At 64.9% G+C, this 14,508-nt stretch carries 13 protein-coding genes and 1 tRNA gene; 10 read left to right on the top strand and 4 right to left on the bottom strand.

The annotated features are described in order from the left end of the window. Positions 1-2: 2 nt before the first annotated feature. Positions 3-326 carry a TraR/DksA family transcriptional regulator gene (locus A6723_RS27660; protein WP_024763072.1) on the bottom strand — a complete coding sequence of 108 codons (324 nt, stop codon included), beginning with the start codon at positions 324-326 and terminating at the stop codon, positions 3-5. A gap of 229 nt (positions 327-555) precedes the next feature. Between A6723_RS27660 and A6723_RS27655 the strand changes: the two genes are divergently transcribed. Both A6723_RS27655 and A6723_RS27650 read left to right on the top strand, forming a co-directional pair. Beyond that, positions 556-1,044: a DUF3015 domain-containing protein gene (locus A6723_RS27655; RefSeq protein ID WP_038803701.1), complete on the top strand. Its 489-nt coding sequence runs from the start codon at positions 556-558 to the stop codon at positions 1,042-1,044. A gap of 61 nt (positions 1,045-1,105) precedes the next feature. Then, entirely contained in the window at positions 1,106-2,971 is a 1,866-nt protein-coding gene (locus A6723_RS27650) for a DUF4105 domain-containing protein (protein WP_054909920.1), read from the top strand. Between the two features lie 13 nt (positions 2,972-2,984). Here the strand turns inward: A6723_RS27650 and rtcR are convergent, their stop codons facing one another. Then, positions 2,985-4,586 carry an RNA repair transcriptional activator RtcR gene (rtcR, locus tag A6723_RS27645; protein ID WP_054909919.1) on the bottom strand — a complete coding sequence of 534 codons (1,602 nt, stop codon included), beginning with the start codon at positions 4,584-4,586 and terminating at the stop codon, positions 2,985-2,987. A gap of 285 nt (positions 4,587-4,871) precedes the next feature. Here rtcR and A6723_RS27640 point away from each other — a divergent pair. The 7 genes from A6723_RS27640 (at position 4,872) to A6723_RS27605 (ending at position 11,172) form a co-directional block, all read left to right on the top strand. Beyond that, a tRNA-OTHER gene (locus A6723_RS27640) sits at positions 4,872-4,944 on the top strand. A gap of 352 nt (positions 4,945-5,296) precedes the next feature. Continuing rightward, the gene (locus A6723_RS27630; RefSeq protein WP_054909918.1) at positions 5,297-6,439 is read left to right on the top strand and encodes a slipin family protein; all 1,143 of its coding nucleotides are present in this window, start codon (positions 5,297-5,299) and stop codon (positions 6,437-6,439) included. A 32-nt stretch (positions 6,440-6,471) separates the two neighbouring features. Further along, positions 6,472-7,692 carry an RtcB family protein gene (locus A6723_RS27625; protein ID WP_054909917.1) on the top strand — a complete coding sequence of 407 codons (1,221 nt, stop codon included), beginning with the start codon at positions 6,472-6,474 and terminating at the stop codon, positions 7,690-7,692. 52 nt (positions 7,693-7,744) lie between these two features. Further along, a complete protein-coding gene (locus A6723_RS27620; RefSeq protein ID WP_054909916.1) occupies positions 7,745-8,545 on the top strand; it encodes a nucleotidyltransferase domain-containing protein in 801 nt (266 codons plus the stop codon). After that, positions 8,542-9,567 (top strand): RNA 3'-terminal phosphate cyclase, encoded by a 1,026-nt coding sequence (gene rtcA, locus A6723_RS27615; RefSeq protein ID WP_054909915.1) that lies wholly within the window; start codon positions 8,542-8,544, stop codon positions 9,565-9,567. Before A6723_RS27620 ends, rtcA begins: the two co-directional genes overlap by 4 nt. 87 nt (positions 9,568-9,654) lie before the next feature. Further along, positions 9,655-10,014, top strand: coding sequence for a hypothetical protein (locus A6723_RS27610; protein ID WP_064979909.1), 360 nt, complete (start codon positions 9,655-9,657; stop codon positions 10,012-10,014). A 126-nt stretch (positions 10,015-10,140) separates the two neighbouring features. Beyond that, entirely contained in the window at positions 10,141-11,172 is a 1,032-nt protein-coding gene (locus A6723_RS27605) for a cytochrome-c peroxidase (RefSeq protein ID WP_054908408.1), read from the top strand. Between the two features lie 160 nt (positions 11,173-11,332). Here the strand turns inward: A6723_RS27605 and gdhA are convergent, their stop codons facing one another. After that, positions 11,333-12,667 carry an NADP-specific glutamate dehydrogenase gene (gene gdhA / locus A6723_RS27600; RefSeq protein WP_054908407.1) on the bottom strand — a complete coding sequence of 445 codons (1,335 nt, stop codon included), beginning with the start codon at positions 12,665-12,667 and terminating at the stop codon, positions 11,333-11,335. 217 nt (positions 12,668-12,884) lie between these two features. Between gdhA and A6723_RS27595 the strand changes: the two genes are divergently transcribed. Further along, positions 12,885-13,181 carry a hypothetical protein gene (locus A6723_RS27595; RefSeq protein WP_256233772.1) on the top strand — a complete coding sequence of 99 codons (297 nt, stop codon included), beginning with the start codon at positions 12,885-12,887 and terminating at the stop codon, positions 13,179-13,181. 56 nt (positions 13,182-13,237) lie between these two features. Here the strand turns inward: A6723_RS27595 and ettA are convergent. Beyond that, a partial coding sequence (gene ettA, locus A6723_RS27590) for an energy-dependent translational throttle protein EttA (RefSeq protein ID WP_064979908.1) occupies positions 13,238-14,508 on the bottom strand: 1,271 nt, incomplete at its 5' end.

Below are 14,508 nucleotides of genomic sequence, written 5' to 3'. Positions count from 1 at the left end.
TTTCAGTCCACTGCGTCGGCGCAGCGCAGGCAGTGCTCGGCGGCCGGAAGGGCACGCAGGCGCCGCTCCTCGATGGCCTCGCCGCAGCGCGCGCACTCGCCGTAGGTGCCGTCGGCCAGGCGCAGGCGCGCCATGCCCACCAGGCGCATACCCGCCTCCGCCTCGGCCAGCAGAGCGCGCAGGACATCGTCGTTCTGCCGCTGCTGGGCCTGCTCGGCGAAGTCCGGCGAGTGGCTGCGACCGAGATCGCGGCGAATGGCTTCGGCACGCTTGGAATACTCGGCCGCCAACTGGTCCAGCGCTGGCCGCGGATCGAAATCGACCATGACTACATCCTCGCAAGGGGAACTGATTCAAGTGTGGTCGGTTCCAAGACTTCCGCCGCTGATGCCGATCAACAGCAAGTCATCCAGGCCCTTCAGCCGGCCCCGGCCATACTGACTGCGGCAGCGGTTGCCTTGACACCCGCAAGGCATTGGAGAAAAGCTCTGGCAGGCGCTGTTTTGCTGTCAGCGACTGTTCAACGGTCCCCGACCTCAAAAAGAGAGAAAAACGATGAAAAGGATTCTGCTCGGTACCCTCCTCGCCACCGCCTCCCTGAGCGCTCTCGCCGATGCCCCCGGCAGCGACGGCTGCGGCTGGGGCAACATGCTGTTCAAGGGCCAGCGCGGCACTGCGACCCACGTCCTCGCCGCCACCACCAACGGCACCAGCGGCAACAACACCTTCGGCATGACCACCGGCACCAACGGCTGCCACACCAATGGCGCGCTGACCTATGGCGGCAAGCCGATGATCGTGCTCAGCAGCATGATGGACGAGCTGTCCGAAGACATGGCCAAGGGTGACGGCGAAGCGCTGACCACCTACGCCGTGGTACTGGGCGTGAAGCCCGAGGACCGTGCGCACTTCGCCCAGGTCACCCACGAGCATTTCGCCCAGATCTTCAACAAGTCCGACGTCACTGCCGAGGACGTCTACGCCAACACCCAGGCTGTCCTGAAACAGGACAGCACCCTGGCCAAGTACGCCGAACAGGCCTGATGGCCAACGCGAGCCCGCCCGCTCCGGGCGGGCTCACCCTTCCCTTCCAGTAGCCCACTCGATGCCCAAACGCCTGTTGCCCTGGATGGCGCTGTGCGCCTGCACCCCACTGCTGGCTTCGCCGGCGATCGACCCACAACGCCTGCAGACGCTGGCTGACGAACCCTACTGGCTGGCCCTGGGTCACTACGAACACGCCAAGCTCGGCGGTTGGCGCAGCTTCGTCGACGACCCGAAGTTCTTCCTCGCCAAGGACGGTGACCGCCATCCGCAGTCGGAACTGGCCGCCACCGTGAAGGCCCTCTACGCCCCGGCCAGCCTCGGCGACAAGCATGCCCAGTGCGTCTACCCGGCGCGCACCCGCTGGCTGCGCCAGCAGTTGCAACTCGATGACCTGCCGGCGGTCGAGTGCAAGGAATTCACCACCTGGTACCACGACATCAACCCGCACAGCGCCGTGCTGGTGTTCCCCGCCGCCTACCTGAACAGCCCGTCCTCGATGTTCGGCCACACCCTGCTGCGCATCGACCAGGCCGACGTCGACTCCGACAACACCGCCCTGCTCAGCTACGCGCTCAACTTCGGCGCCTACATCGAGGGCATGGACAACAGCATCCTCTACGCCTGGAAAGGCCTGATGGGCGGCTACCCCGGCCTGTTCGCCCTGGTGCCCTACCGCGAGAAGCTCTCGGAATACAGCCGCCTGGAGAATCGCGACCTCTGGGAATACCGCCTGAACCTGACGCCGGAAGAAACCGCGCGCATGGTCGAGCACGTCTGGGAGCTGAAGCAGATCCGCTTCAAGTACTACTTCTTCGACGAGAACTGCTCCTTCCGCCTGCTGGAGCTGCTGGAGATCGCCCGCCCCGGCACCGAACTCACCGACCACTTCCCGCTGACGGCAATCCCCACCGACACCGTGCGCGCGGTGAAGGACGCCGGGCTGATCGATCGTGTGGACTACCGCCCCTCCCGCGAACGCGAACTGCTGGCCCGCGGCGAACCGCTGAGCCACGACGAGAAAGTACTGGCGCGACACATCGCCGATGACGACAGCCAGCTGCAGAGCTCCGAATTCGCCGCCCTGCCCCCTGACCGCCAGGCCCTGGTGCAGGACACCGCCTTCCGCCTGGTGCGCTACCGCGCCACTGGCCAGGAACGCGACCAGTCCACCGCCTCGCGCAGCTACAACCTGCTCAAGGCGATCAACCGCAACCCGCCGCCAGCGCTGGACGTGGAACGTCCCGGCCAACCGGAGAACGGCCACGAGTCGCGCACCTGGCAACTGGGCGCCGGCAGCCGTGACGGCGAAGCCTTCGCCCAGTACGGCCTGCGCATGGCCTATCACGACCTCGACGACAACGCCTATGGCTTCCCGCTGGGCGCGCAGATCGAGATCGGCCAGCTCAAACTGCGCCAGTACGAAGGCAACCGCTGGCAACTGCAGCAACTGGACCTGGTCACCATCCGCTCCATGACGCCGCGCAACGAGCTGCTGCAACCGCTCTCCTGGCAGGTCGCCGGCGGCTGGGAGCGGGTGATCGGCAAGCACAGCGACAACGACCACGACACCCTGGTCGGCCACCTGAACGGCGGCGCCGGCGGTAGCTGGAAGCTGACTGACGACCTGCAGGCCTATGCCCTGGGCACCGCGCGCATCGAGAACAACCCGGACTTCGCCGCCACCATCGCCCCGGCCATGGGCTTCGACACCGGCGTGCTCTGGAGCAACCCGCTGGGCAACCTCAGCCTGGAAGGCAAGGGCGACTACTTCCACAACGGCGAAGTGCGCCGCACCCTGAGCTTCGGCCAACAGGTCGAACTGGGCCGCAACCTGGGGCTGCGCCTATCCGCCCAACGCGAGTTCAGCCACGAGGCCAGCCCGCGCAACGAGGTGATGCTGGAACTGCGCTGGTACCACTACTGAGGCGCATTGCGCCTCAGTCCCTCAACGACGCCCAATCCAGGCCGAAGCGCGCCAGGTACTTGCGCAGGCGGTCGGCGTCGTTGGGGTTCTGCTTCTCCTGGCGCGAAACGGCGAACAGCTGACGACCGGCGTCGGACAGGCTGCGCGCCTGCCGGCAGACGCCGATCACCGCTTCCAGTTGCAGGCGGTCGAACAGGTCCAGCGCCTCGGCGCCCTCCCCCAGCAAAGGCCGCAGCAGGCTTTCCGCCTGAGTGGCGCCCCAGGAGCGGCGTAGCCGGCCGATCTCTTCCTCGACCAGCGCCTCGTCGACCCGCCCACTGTCGGCCAGGGTCGCCATGCGCGTGATGGACGCCGACAGCTCGCGGAAGTTGCCGCTCCACAGCGCCTGCGACGAATTGGCGAAGGCCAGGTAGCGCATGCGCGCTTCGCGATTGAAGCGCACCAGCCGCCCCTGCTCGCGAGCGTGGCGCTCCAGCTCGAAATCGATGTTCGGCTCGATGTCCTCGCGGCGCCCGGCCAGGCCAGGCAGGTCGAAGGTCCAGAGATTGATGCGGGCGAACAGGTCCTCACGGAACAGCCCTTCGGCGACGCGCTCGCGCAGGTCGCGGTGGGTACCGGCGATCAGCTGGAAATCGCTGCCCACCTCGCGGTCCGAGCCGAGCGGGAAGAAGCGCTTCTCCTCGATGGCCTTGAGCAGCATGGCCTGCTCGTCCAGGCCCAGCTCGCCGATCTCGTCGAGGAACAGCATGCCGCCGTCCGCCGCGCGCAGCAGGCCTTCACGGGCGTTCTGCGCGCCGGTGAAGGCGCCCTTGATGTGACCGAACAGCGCCGACATCGCGCCATCACCGCGCAACGTGGCGCAGTTCACCTCGACGAAACGCCCCTGGAACTGGTGCCGCGCACGCTTGAGTTCGTAGACACGGCGAGCGAGGAACGACTTGCCGGCGCCGGTCGGGCCGATCAGCAGCATCGGCGCACGGGAGCGCCCGGCAACCCGCTCGATCTGTTCGATGGAGCGGTTGAACTCGGCGTTGCGCGTGGCGATGCCGGACTTGAGGAACGCCAGGCTCTCCTCCTGCTCACGGCGGAAGCGCGTGGCAATGCGGTCGTACCGCGACAGGTCGAGGTCAATGACCGCGACCGTCCCTTCCGGCTGCCGCGCCTCGTCCTTGCGCCGCGACGGCGAGGCCTGCACCAGCCGCGCAGGCAGGTAGCGCGCCTCGGTCAGGAGGAACCAGCAGATCTGCGCGACGTGGGTCCCGGTGGTGATGTGCACCAGGTAGTCCTCGTGCTCGGTATCGAAGGCATAGCCGCCGACGAAATCATGCAGTGCGCCGTAGACCTCCTCGAAGTCCCACGGGTTGCGTAGCGCCATCGGCTGCAGGCGCACCTCGGTTTCCGGAGAGATATGCCGCACGTCGGCGGCGATGCGCTCGGCCAGGCTGACATCCCGCGCATCCAACCCGTGGATCAGTTCCAGGCGGTCGATCAGCAGGTCCTGCTGCTGGCACAGCCCGACCGTGGGCCGCCACTTCTGCCAGCGCCCCGCGCCCTTGCCGACGCGGTCCAGGGTTGAACCGAGGAAGCCGATGGCGACCGTTTTCTTGGCTTTCATCTTTTATCCATCAAGATAAATAACGATCTCACAATATCCATAAACATCTATATCGACCAACCAGAGAAATCAGAAACACATGTGATAAAAATAAATAAATCGTTATTTATCAAAAAGTTATAAAAATACTTCACCCACCAAAAACAAACCTGGCACGCCCCTCGCTATATCTCCCTCGACCGCATCGCTGATGCAGCCCACGGGCAGGGACTTTCACTCCCGCCGGTGCCCGAGCCCACCCCTGGTGTCGGCTTCGTGCATGCCGCTGCAGCAGTCACGGTCGATGGCGCGGTAGCTCAGCCTGGTAGAGCACTCCCTTTCGAGGGAACCGTCGCAGGTTCGAATCCTGCCCGCGCCGTTCGATAGCTCAGTCCGGTAGAGCAGCCATCGAAGGAATGGCCTGTCGCGGGTTCGACTCCCGCTCGAACACTGCCCTGTCAAGGCAGCTACTCATGAAGGCAACACCCCGCCGGTGGGCGATGGGACAGGCGCAAAGCGGCCAGGAAGGCCGGATATGCCAGGGACCCGAAGCCACCGCCGGCCCGCCCGGTACGAGGACCGGGCCTGCGACAAGACACGTGCTGGCCGATGGATTCGGCGCAATGGACAGGAAGTCCGCAGTACCTGGCTCTCGCAGGCTCCCTCCTCGCCACCCGACGGGCCGGCGAACACCGGCACCCAAGGACAAAGAGAAGAAGGAAGAGAACGAGATGAAACTGCTGAAGCGCTTTACCGTGAAGAAGAACGAACGTGGCCTGCTGTACTCCGAGGGCGATTTCCTGGCGATCCTCGAGCCGGGTATCCACCGCCACCTGGACCTGTACAACCGCCTGAGCGTGGAAACCTTCAGCCTGAACACCCCGTTGTTCGAGCACCGCCTGGCCGGTTACCTGCGCCAGTCCGAACCTGCGCTGGTCGAACGCTATTTCACCCGCATGGACCTGGCCGAGAACGAGGCCGGCCTGCGTTTCGAGGACGGTGTGCTGGTGGAGATCCTCGCACCCGACAGCCGCCAACTGTACTGGAAGGGCCAGGCCGAGCAGCGCCTGGAGCGCATCGACCTGAGCCAGGAGTACCGCGTCGCACCGTCGCTGCTGCAGCAGATACAGGGCAACTTGCGCGGCCGCAGCGTGATCGGCGCCGAGGCGCTGCTGGTAACCCTGGTGCCGGCCTACCAGGTCGGCGTGCTGAAGGTCGACGGCGCGGTGGTCGAGTTATTGCCGGCCGGCCAGTATGGTTTCTGGCGTTACAACCGCCAGGTGAGCGTGGAGCTGATCGATACACGCATCCAGGCGCTGGAGGTCAGCGGGCAGGAAATCCTCACCCGTGACAAGGTGAGCCTGCGCCTGAACCTGGCCGCCAACTGGCGTTACAGCGATGTGCTGAAGGCGTTTTCCAGCCTGTCCAAGCCGTTGGAGCACCTCTACCGCGAGCTGCAATTCGGCCTGCGGGCGGCGGTGGGAACGCGCACGCTGGATGAACTGCTGGAAAACAAGCAGGTGATCGACGAATCGGTCGGCGCCTACTTGAAGGAGCGGCTGCAAGGCACCGGCATCGAAGTCAGCGGCCTGGGCGTGCGCGACATCATCCTGCCGGGCGAGATGAAGACCCTGCTGGCCCAGGTGGTGGAAGCGGAGAAAGCGGCGCAGGCCAACGTGATCCGTCGCCGCGAAGAAACCTCGGCGACCCGCTCGCTGCTGAACACGGCCAAGGTGATGGAAGACAACCCCACCGCCCTGCGCCTGAAGGAGTTGGAAACCCTGGAACGGGTGGCCGAACGAATCGACCGCATCTCGGTATTCGGCGGCCTGGATCAGGTATTGAATGGACTGGTAACGCTGAAGCAGGCCTGACAAGGGCCTGCTCGGCAACGAAGGAAATGGACATGAAAGAGAAAACCTTCCAACTGCTGGAAGTCGCCAACGGCAAACCGATCAAGCTCTGGACCCAGGGCGTGCCGGTGGAAGAAGACGCCAAACAGCAACTGATGAACACCGCGAAGATGCCCTTCATCTTCAAGCACATGGCGGTCATGCCGGACGTGCACCTGGGCAAGGGCTCGACCATCGGCAGCGTGATTCCCACCCAGGGCGCCATCATCCCGGCGGCCGTAGGCGTGGACATCGGCTGCGGCATGATCGCCGCGCGCACCTCGCTGGTGGCCTCGGACCTGCCGGATAACCTGCACGGGCTGCGTACCGCCATCGAGAAGGCGGTGCCCCACGGCAAGACCTTCGGCCGCCGCGACCAGGGCGCCTGGGAAGACGTGCCCGAGCACGCCGACGATGCGTGGAAGGCACTGGCCAGGCGCTTCAAGGCGATCACCGACAAGTACCCGAAGCTGGAGAAGACCAACAACCGCAAGCACCTGGGAACCCTGGGGACCGGCAACCACTTCATCGAGGTCTGCCTCGACGAAGCCAACCGCGTCTGGTTCATGCTGCACAGCGGATCGCGCGGTGTGGGTAACGCCATCGGCAACCTGTTCATCGAACTGGCCCAGGCCGATATGCGCCAGCACATCGCCAACCTGCCCGACCGCGACCTGGCTTACTTCGAGGAAGGTAGCCAGCACTTCGACGACTACGTGGAAGCCGTCGATTGGGCCCAGGACTTCGCCCGGCAGAACCGCGAACTGATGATGCGCGCCGTGATCGCAGCGGCGCGGCAGGTGATCCGCAAGCCGTTCGAGGCCAGCCTGGAAGCGGTGAACTGCCACCACAACTATGTGCAGAAGGAACGCCACTTCGGCGAGGAGGTACTGGTAACGCGCAAAGGCGCGGTGTCAGCGCAGAAGGGCCAGCTCGGCATCATTCCGGGGTCGATGGGCGCCAAGAGCTTCATCGTCCGCGGCCTGGGCAACGAGGAAGCCTTCTGCTCCTGCAGCCACGGCGCCGGCCGGACCATGAGCCGCACCAAGGCGAAGAAGCTGTTCAGCGTAGAAGACCAGGTGCGTGCCACCGCCCACGTCGAATGCCGCAAGGACAAGGACGTGATCGATGAGATCCCCATGGCCTACAAGGACATCGACGCCGTGATGGACGCCCAGCGCGAGCTGGTGGAAGTGCTGCACACCCTGCGTCAGGTGGTGTGCGTGAAGGGATAAAGCGAGTCGGGCGCAAACCGCCCACCTCGACTGCAAGACAAGGAACAAGGACATGAACAAGGAAGACCGCCATCCACTACCCGACGCCATGCGCGAGCGAGTGCTGGAGGAACTGACAAGGCTGGAACAGGAGCACGACGTTACCGTGCTCTACGCCTGCGAATCGGGCAGCCGCGCCTGGGGCTTCGCCTCTCCGGACAGCGACTACGACGTACGCTTCGTCTATGTGCAGCAACCGGACTGGTACCTGCGCGTGGACGAACCGCGCGACGTGCTGGAGCGCCCACTGACCGACGAGCTGGACCTCAGCGGTTGGGAATTGCGCAAGACGCTGCGCCTGCTGCGCAAATCCAACCCGACGCTGCTGGAGTGGCTGGACTCACCGCTGGTGTATCGCTGTGAATCCGCGACATCCGACGGCCTGCGCCAACTGGCACGGGACTTCTACTCGCCCGCAGCCGCACGGGCGCACTACCTGTCGATGGCGAAGAAGAATTTCCGTGGCTACCTGCAGGGAGAGGAGGTTCGCTACAAGAAGTACCTCTACGTGCTGCGGCCCTTGCTGGCGGTGCGATGGATCGACCAGGGCCTGGGCATGCCGCCCATGGTCTTCGAGACACTGATGGAAGCAACTCTCGACGATGCCGCGCAGCGCGCCGAAGTCGAGGAACTGCTGGTGCTCAAGCGTCAGGCGGTCGAGGCCGAATACGGCCCGGCGCGCCCGGTCCTGCACCGGCTGATCGAGCAAGAGCTGCAGCGTGCGGAAAACCTCGGTGCGCCCCGCGGCGGTTGCCACGACACTGAACGCCTGGATCGCTTCCTGCGCGAGCAGGTAAGGAAACACGAAAGATGAAAAGCGACCTGATCGAACTCGACGGCGCCGAAGGCGGCGGGCAGATCCTGCGCAGCGCGCTGAGCCTGTCGATGATCACCGGCAAGGCGCTGCGCATCGTCAATATCCGTGGCCGGCGCTCGCGGCCGGGACTGCTGCGCCAGCACCTGACGGCGGTGCGCGCGGCGGCGGAAATCTGCGGCGCGGCGGTAGAAGGCGACGAGCTGGGCTCGCGCAGCCTGATCTTCCGCCCTGGCGCAATTCGCGGCGGCGACTACCGCTTCGCCATCGGCAGCGCGGGCAGTGCCGTGCTGGTACTGCAGACGCTGCTGCCCGCCCTGCTGTTCGCCGATGGCCCGAGCAGCCTGGCGATCAGCGGCGGCACGCACAACCCGCTGGCACCGCCGGCGGATTTCATCGAGCGCAGTTGGTTGCCGTTGCTGCGGCGCATGGGGGCGAAGGTGGACTTCGAACTGCTGCGCCATGGTTTCATGCCGGCGGGCGGTGGTGAACTGGCGGTGCGCGTGATGCCAGGTGAACTGCAACCGCTGCATCTGCCGGATGCGGGGGCCGAACGCTCACGCTCGGCCCGTGCAGTGCTGGCCGCCATCCCCGGCCACGTGGCGGACCGCGAACTGGAGAAAGTGAAGCGGCATCAGGATTGGCACGCCGCTTCCGTTCAGGTCGTCCGCCTGCCGGAGGACCAGGGGCCGGGCAATGCGCTGCTGCTGGAAATCGAGTGCGAGCAGTTGAGCCTGGTGTTCTGCGCCTTCGGCCAGTCCGGCGTCAGCGCCGAGCGAGTCGCCAGCCAGGCACTGCGCCAGGCCGATGACTGGCGCCGCAGCGGCACCAGCGTCGAGGAACATCTCGCCGACCAGCTGCTACTACCCATGGCATTGGCCGGCGGTGGCAGTTTCACCACGCCGGTGCTGAGCGATCACCTGCTGAGCAACCGCGCAGTGGTCGAAGCCTTCCTGCCGGTGCGCATCGACTGCACGGCACGGGCGACAACCGCCCAGCACATCCGTATCACGCCAGCTTGACGCTTTTCTCACCAAACGCCGGATAGAGTGCCGCCCAATCACCCTACCCGGCGCGTGTGCCCGCCTCCCCGGCACACGGGAGTCTCCATGGCGCCACGCGCCGCCCTCGTCCTGCTCTGCGCCGCGCTGCTCGCCGGCTGCGAAACCACCCACGAATCCCTGATCGCCCAGGGCTATCCGCCAGCCTATGCCGATGGCTTCGACGATGGCTGCGGCAGTGGCCGCCAGGCCGCGGGCGCCATCACCGGTGAGTTTCGCAAGAACGTGCCGCGCTACCTCGGTGAGGCGAAGTACGCCCTGGGCTGGAACGACGGCTTCCAGCAATGCCAGGCGATGCGCGTGAGCCAGGAGCGCCAGCAGTACGAAGAGCAGCGCAACAGCGACCGGGACCGTGACTGGGAACAGCAGAAGGACCGTGCGCTGTCCCACGCCCTGCGCGGCAACTGACCGCTGCGGCAACCTCCCGCACCTGCAAGGCTCCGCCGGTTGATTTCAGTCAAGCCGGACCATCCCGTAGTGGCCTCTTCTTGAACTCAGAAAAAACCAATAAAGCCTGAGACAAGGAGACTCCACATGCAGCCCTTCAAACTGGCCCTGGGCAGCCTGTTGCTGGCGGTGAGCACGGCGGCGGCCCACGCCAATGCCGACGCCCTGCGCGACCAGGCCAACAGCATCTTCAAGCCAATCCCCGAGCAGCCCAGCGACAAGCTCGACCCGAACCAGATCGAGCTGGGCCGGCAGCTGTTCTTCGAGCCGCGCCTGTCCGCCAGCCACGTGATCAGCTGCAACACCTGCCACAACATCGGCACCGGCGGCGCGGACAACGTACCGGCGTCCAGCGGCCACGCGTGGCAAAAGGGTGCACGCAACTCGCCCACCGTGTTCAACGCGGTGTTCAACGTCGCACAGTTCTGGGATGGTCGCGCCAAGGACCTGGAAGAACAGGCCAAGGGCCCGGTGCAGAACCCGGTGGAGATGCACAACACGCCGAAGAACGTCGAGGCCACGCTGCAGAGCATGCCGGAATACGTCGCCGCCTTCGGCAAGGCCTTCCCTGGCGACAAGCAGGCAGTCAGCTTCGACAATATGGCCCGTGCACTGCAGGCCTTCGAATCGACCCTGATCACCCCGGACTCGCGCTTCGACCTCTATCTCAAGGGCGACGAAACCGCCCTCGACGCGAAGGAGAAGAAAGGCCTGCAGACTTTCATGAGCGCCGGCTGCATCAGCTGCCACAACGGCGTGAACCTGGGCGGCCAGGCGTACTTCCCGTTCGGGCTGGTGAAGAAGCCGGACGGCAAGATCCTGCCCACCGGCGACCTGGGTCGCTTCGAGGTGACCAAGACGCAGAATGACCAGTACGTGTTCCGCGCTGCACCGCTGCGCAACATCGCCCTGACCGCGCCGTACTTCCACAGCGGGCAGGTCTGGAATCTGGAGGAAGCCGTAGCGATCATGGGTACCGCACAGCTCGGCAAGCAGCTCAACGCGGAAGAAGTCGGCGACATCGTCGCCTTCCTCAAGACCGCCACCGGCAAGCAGCCGAAGGTGGAGTACCCGCTGCTGCCGCCAAGCACGGCGACTACCCCCAAACCGGTGGACTGAGCGGTTCGACGACGAACCTGCAGGAGCAAGCCAGCTCGCAAACAGCCCCAAGCCAGCTTCGAGAGATTCGCGAGCAAGCTCGCTCCTACAAGGGCAACCGATACGACAGCTGAAATGAAAAACGGGCCCATCGGGCCCGTTCTTCATACTGGCGGAGCGGTCAGACGACGCCCTGGGCCAGCATGGCGTCGGCAACCTTGACGAAGCCGGCGATGTTGGCGCCCTTCACGTAGTTGATCCGGCCATTCTCCTCGCCGTAGGCAACGCAGGCATGGTGGATGTTCTGCATGATGCCGTGCAGGCGCTGGTCCACTTCACCGGCGGTCCAGGCCAGGCGCATGGCGTTCTGGCTCATCTCCAGGCCGCTGGTGGCGACGCCGCCGGCGTTGGAGGCCTTGCCCGGTGCGTAGAGGATGCCGGCCTCGAGGAAGATATCCACAGCCTCCAGGGTCGACGGCATGTTCGCGCCTTCGGCCACGCAGATGCAGCCGTTGGCCAGCAGGGTGCGCGCGTCGTTGGCGTCCAGCTCGTTCTGGGTGGCGCAGGGCAGCGCGATGTCGCAGGCGAGCGACCACGGACGTTCACCGGCAATGAAGCGCAGGCCGGGGCCGGCCATCTCGCTGAGGCGGCCGCGACGGACGTTCTTCAGCTCCATGACTTCTTCCCACTGCTCCAGGGTCAGGCCAGCTTCAAAGAACAGCGTGCCTTCGGAATCGGACAGCGAGATCACCTTGCCGCCCAGCTCCATGACCTTCTGCGCGGCGTACTGGGCCACGTTGCCGGAACCGGAGATGGCCACGCGCTGGCCGTCGAAGCCGCTCGCGCGGGCCTTGAGCATTTCCTGGGCGAAGTACACACAGCCATAGCCGGTGGCTTCCGGGCGGATCAGGCTGCCGCCGTAGGACATGCCCTTGCCGGTCAGCACCGAGGTGAACTCGTTGGACAGGCGCTTGTACTGGCCGAACAGGTAACCGATTTCGCGGGCACCGACGCCGATGTCACCGGCCGGCACGTCGAGGTCCGCGCCGACGTGGCGGAACAGCTCACTCATGAACGACTGGCAGAAGCGCATGACTTCGGCGTCGCTCTTGCCCTTGGGATCGAAGTCCGAACCGCCCTTGCCACCGCCCATGGGCAGCGAGGTCAGGGAGTTCTTGAACACCTGCTCGAAGGCCAGGAACTTCAGTACGCCGAGATTGACCGAAGGGTGGAAGCGCAGGCCGCCCTTGTATGGGCCGATGGCGCTGCTCATCTGGATGCGGAAACCGCGGTTGACCCGCACTCGCCCGGCGTCGTCCACCCACGGCACGCGGAACAGGATCGCGCGTTCGGGCTCGACGATGCGTTCGACGATGCCGGCCTGCAGGTAGTGCGGGTTGGCTTCGAGGAAGGGCCAGAGGGAGCGCAGCACCTCTTCCACCGCCTGGTGGAATTCGGGCTGATCGGGGTCGCGCCGCTTGAGGCGCTCGAGGAACGAGTCAACGGATTGCGTCATGTCTACACCGGTACTTTTCTGGTTATGTGATGCTTTTTGCCGGCAGACTCTAACAACCCACGTCGCACTCAGATAGTGCAGCGTGACGCTTTTATGAATCTTTATGGTGCAAAAATATAAATCCCACTTCTGCCGGACCAGCAGAAAACCAGATTTTTGTATACAAAATCAATAGACAGTTGCATTCAAACAACGCAACCCTCTCAGGATGCTCCCGATGCACATACGCTCGATCGTGCTCCTCGCCGCTCTCACCTGTGCCCTCGCCCTGCCCGCCCACGCCGCCATGAAACTGGGCAACTTCACCGAGTCCGGTGCACTGGTGGTCGCGGATACATTCGATAGCGAAGTGATCCACAAGTCGAACTTCAGCACCGACGACCTGCAACGCATGTCGCGGCAGCTGGAAGAACAGCAGCGCACGCTGCAGGACCAGGCGCGGCAAATCGACACACTGCAGCGCCAACTGGAGGAGCAGCGGCGCACCCTGGACGATCTCAAGCGCAGTCGCTGAATAAGGCACGGAAATGAAAACGGGGCCCGAAGGCCCCGTTTTCATGGCGAAGTGGCTTACGCCAGCTTCTTGTAGCGCACGCGGTGCGGCTGCGAGGCCGCGTCGCCCAGGCGCTTCTTGCGATCGGCTTCGAACTCGGTGTAGTTGCCTTCGAAGAAGGTCACCTTGCCGTCGTCCTCGTAGGAGAGGATGTGGGTCGCGATGCGGTCCAGGAACCAGCGATCGTGGGAAATCACGATGGCGGCGCCGGGGAAGTCCAGCAGCGCTTCTTCCAGCGCACGCAGGGTTTCCACGTCGAGGTCGTTGGACGGTTCGTCGAGCAGCAGCACGTTGCCGCCCTGCTTCAGGGTCAGGGCCAGGTGCAGGCGGCCGCGCTCACCACCGGAGAGGTCCTTGACGAACTTCTGCTGGTCGCCGCCCTTGAAGTTGAAGCGGCCGACATAGCTGCGCGACGGGACTTCGTAGTTGCCGATCTTGATCTGCTCGAAGCCGTCGGACACCTGTTCCCACACGGTCTTGTTGCCTTCGAGGATTTCACGGCTCTGGTCGACGCTGGCGATCTGCACGGTTTCGCCGATCTCGATGGTGCCCGAGTCCGGTTGCTCCTTGCCGGTCAGCATGCGGAACAGGGTGGATTTACCCGCGCCGTTGCCGCCGATCACGCCGACGATGGCGCCCTTGGGAATGGCCAGCGACAGGTTGTCGATCAGCACGCGCTCACCGTAGCCCTTGGTGACGTTGTGCAGCTCGATGACCTTGTCACCCAGGCGCGGACCGGCCGGGATGTAGATCTCGTTGGTCTCGCTGCGCTTCTGGAACTCCTGCGATTGCAGTTCCTCGAAGCGCTGCAGGCGCGCCTTGGACTTGGACTGACGAGCTTTGGCGCCCTGGCGCACCCACTCCAGTTCGGCCTTCATGGCCTTGGCGTGGGAGGCTTCCTGCTTGGCTTCCTGGGCCAGGCGGTTGGCCTTGGATTCCAGCCAGCCGGAGTAGTTGCCTTCGAACGGGATGCCGTGGCCACGGTCCAGTTCGAGGATCCAGCCGGCGACGTTATCGAGGAAGTAACGGTCGTGGGTGATCGCTACCACGGTGCCCGGGAAGTCGTGGAGGAAGTGTTCCAGCCAGGCGACGGAATCGGCGTCCAGGTGGTTGGTCGGTTCGTCCAGCAGCAGCATGTCCGGGGCGGACAGCAGCAGGCGACAGAGAGCGACGCGGCGTTTTTCACCACCGGAGAGGTGTTCGATCTTCGCGTCCCACGGCGGCAGGCGCAGCGCGTCGGCGGCGACTTCCAGCTGGCGCTCCAGGTTGTGGCCGTCGGATGCCTGGA

The sequence above is a fragment of the Pseudomonas sp. AU11447 genome, assembly GCF_001672555.2.
In the GTDB taxonomy this organism is placed as follows: domain Bacteria; phylum Pseudomonadota; class Gammaproteobacteria; order Pseudomonadales; family Pseudomonadaceae; genus Pseudomonas; species Pseudomonas nitroreducens.
Note: the sequence above shows the minus strand (reverse complement) of the source record. Positions and strands in the feature narration are given on the sequence as shown.

What these genes read in the sequence shown, in the direction of transcription:
- A6723_RS27660 (WP_024763072.1), bottom strand. Translation starts at nt 326, where the DNA reads ATGGTCGATTTCGATCCGCGGCCAGCGCTGGACCAGTTGGCGGCCGAG.
- A6723_RS27655 (WP_038803701.1), top strand. Translation starts at nt 556, where the DNA reads ATGAAAAGGATTCTGCTCGGTACCCTCCTCGCCACCGCCTCCCTGAGC.
- A6723_RS27650 (WP_054909920.1), top strand. Translation starts at nt 1,106, where the DNA reads ATGCCCAAACGCCTGTTGCCCTGGATGGCGCTGTGCGCCTGCACCCCA.
- rtcR (WP_054909919.1), bottom strand. Translation starts at nt 4,586, where the DNA reads ATGAAAGCCAAGAAAACGGTCGCCATCGGCTTCCTCGGTTCAACCCTG.
- A6723_RS27630 (WP_054909918.1), top strand. Translation starts at nt 5,297, where the DNA reads ATGAAACTGCTGAAGCGCTTTACCGTGAAGAAGAACGAACGTGGCCTG.
- A6723_RS27625 (WP_054909917.1), top strand. Translation starts at nt 6,472, where the DNA reads ATGAAAGAGAAAACCTTCCAACTGCTGGAAGTCGCCAACGGCAAACCG.
- A6723_RS27620 (WP_054909916.1), top strand. Translation starts at nt 7,745, where the DNA reads ATGAACAAGGAAGACCGCCATCCACTACCCGACGCCATGCGCGAGCGA.
- rtcA (WP_054909915.1), top strand. Translation starts at nt 8,542, where the DNA reads ATGAAAAGCGACCTGATCGAACTCGACGGCGCCGAAGGCGGCGGGCAG.
- A6723_RS27610 (WP_064979909.1), top strand. Translation starts at nt 9,655, where the DNA reads ATGGCGCCACGCGCCGCCCTCGTCCTGCTCTGCGCCGCGCTGCTCGCC.
- A6723_RS27605 (WP_054908408.1), top strand. Translation starts at nt 10,141, where the DNA reads ATGCAGCCCTTCAAACTGGCCCTGGGCAGCCTGTTGCTGGCGGTGAGC.
- gdhA (WP_054908407.1), bottom strand. Translation starts at nt 12,667, where the DNA reads ATGACGCAATCCGTTGACTCGTTCCTCGAGCGCCTCAAGCGGCGCGAC.
- A6723_RS27595 (WP_256233772.1), top strand. Translation starts at nt 12,885, where the DNA reads ATGCACATACGCTCGATCGTGCTCCTCGCCGCTCTCACCTGTGCCCTC.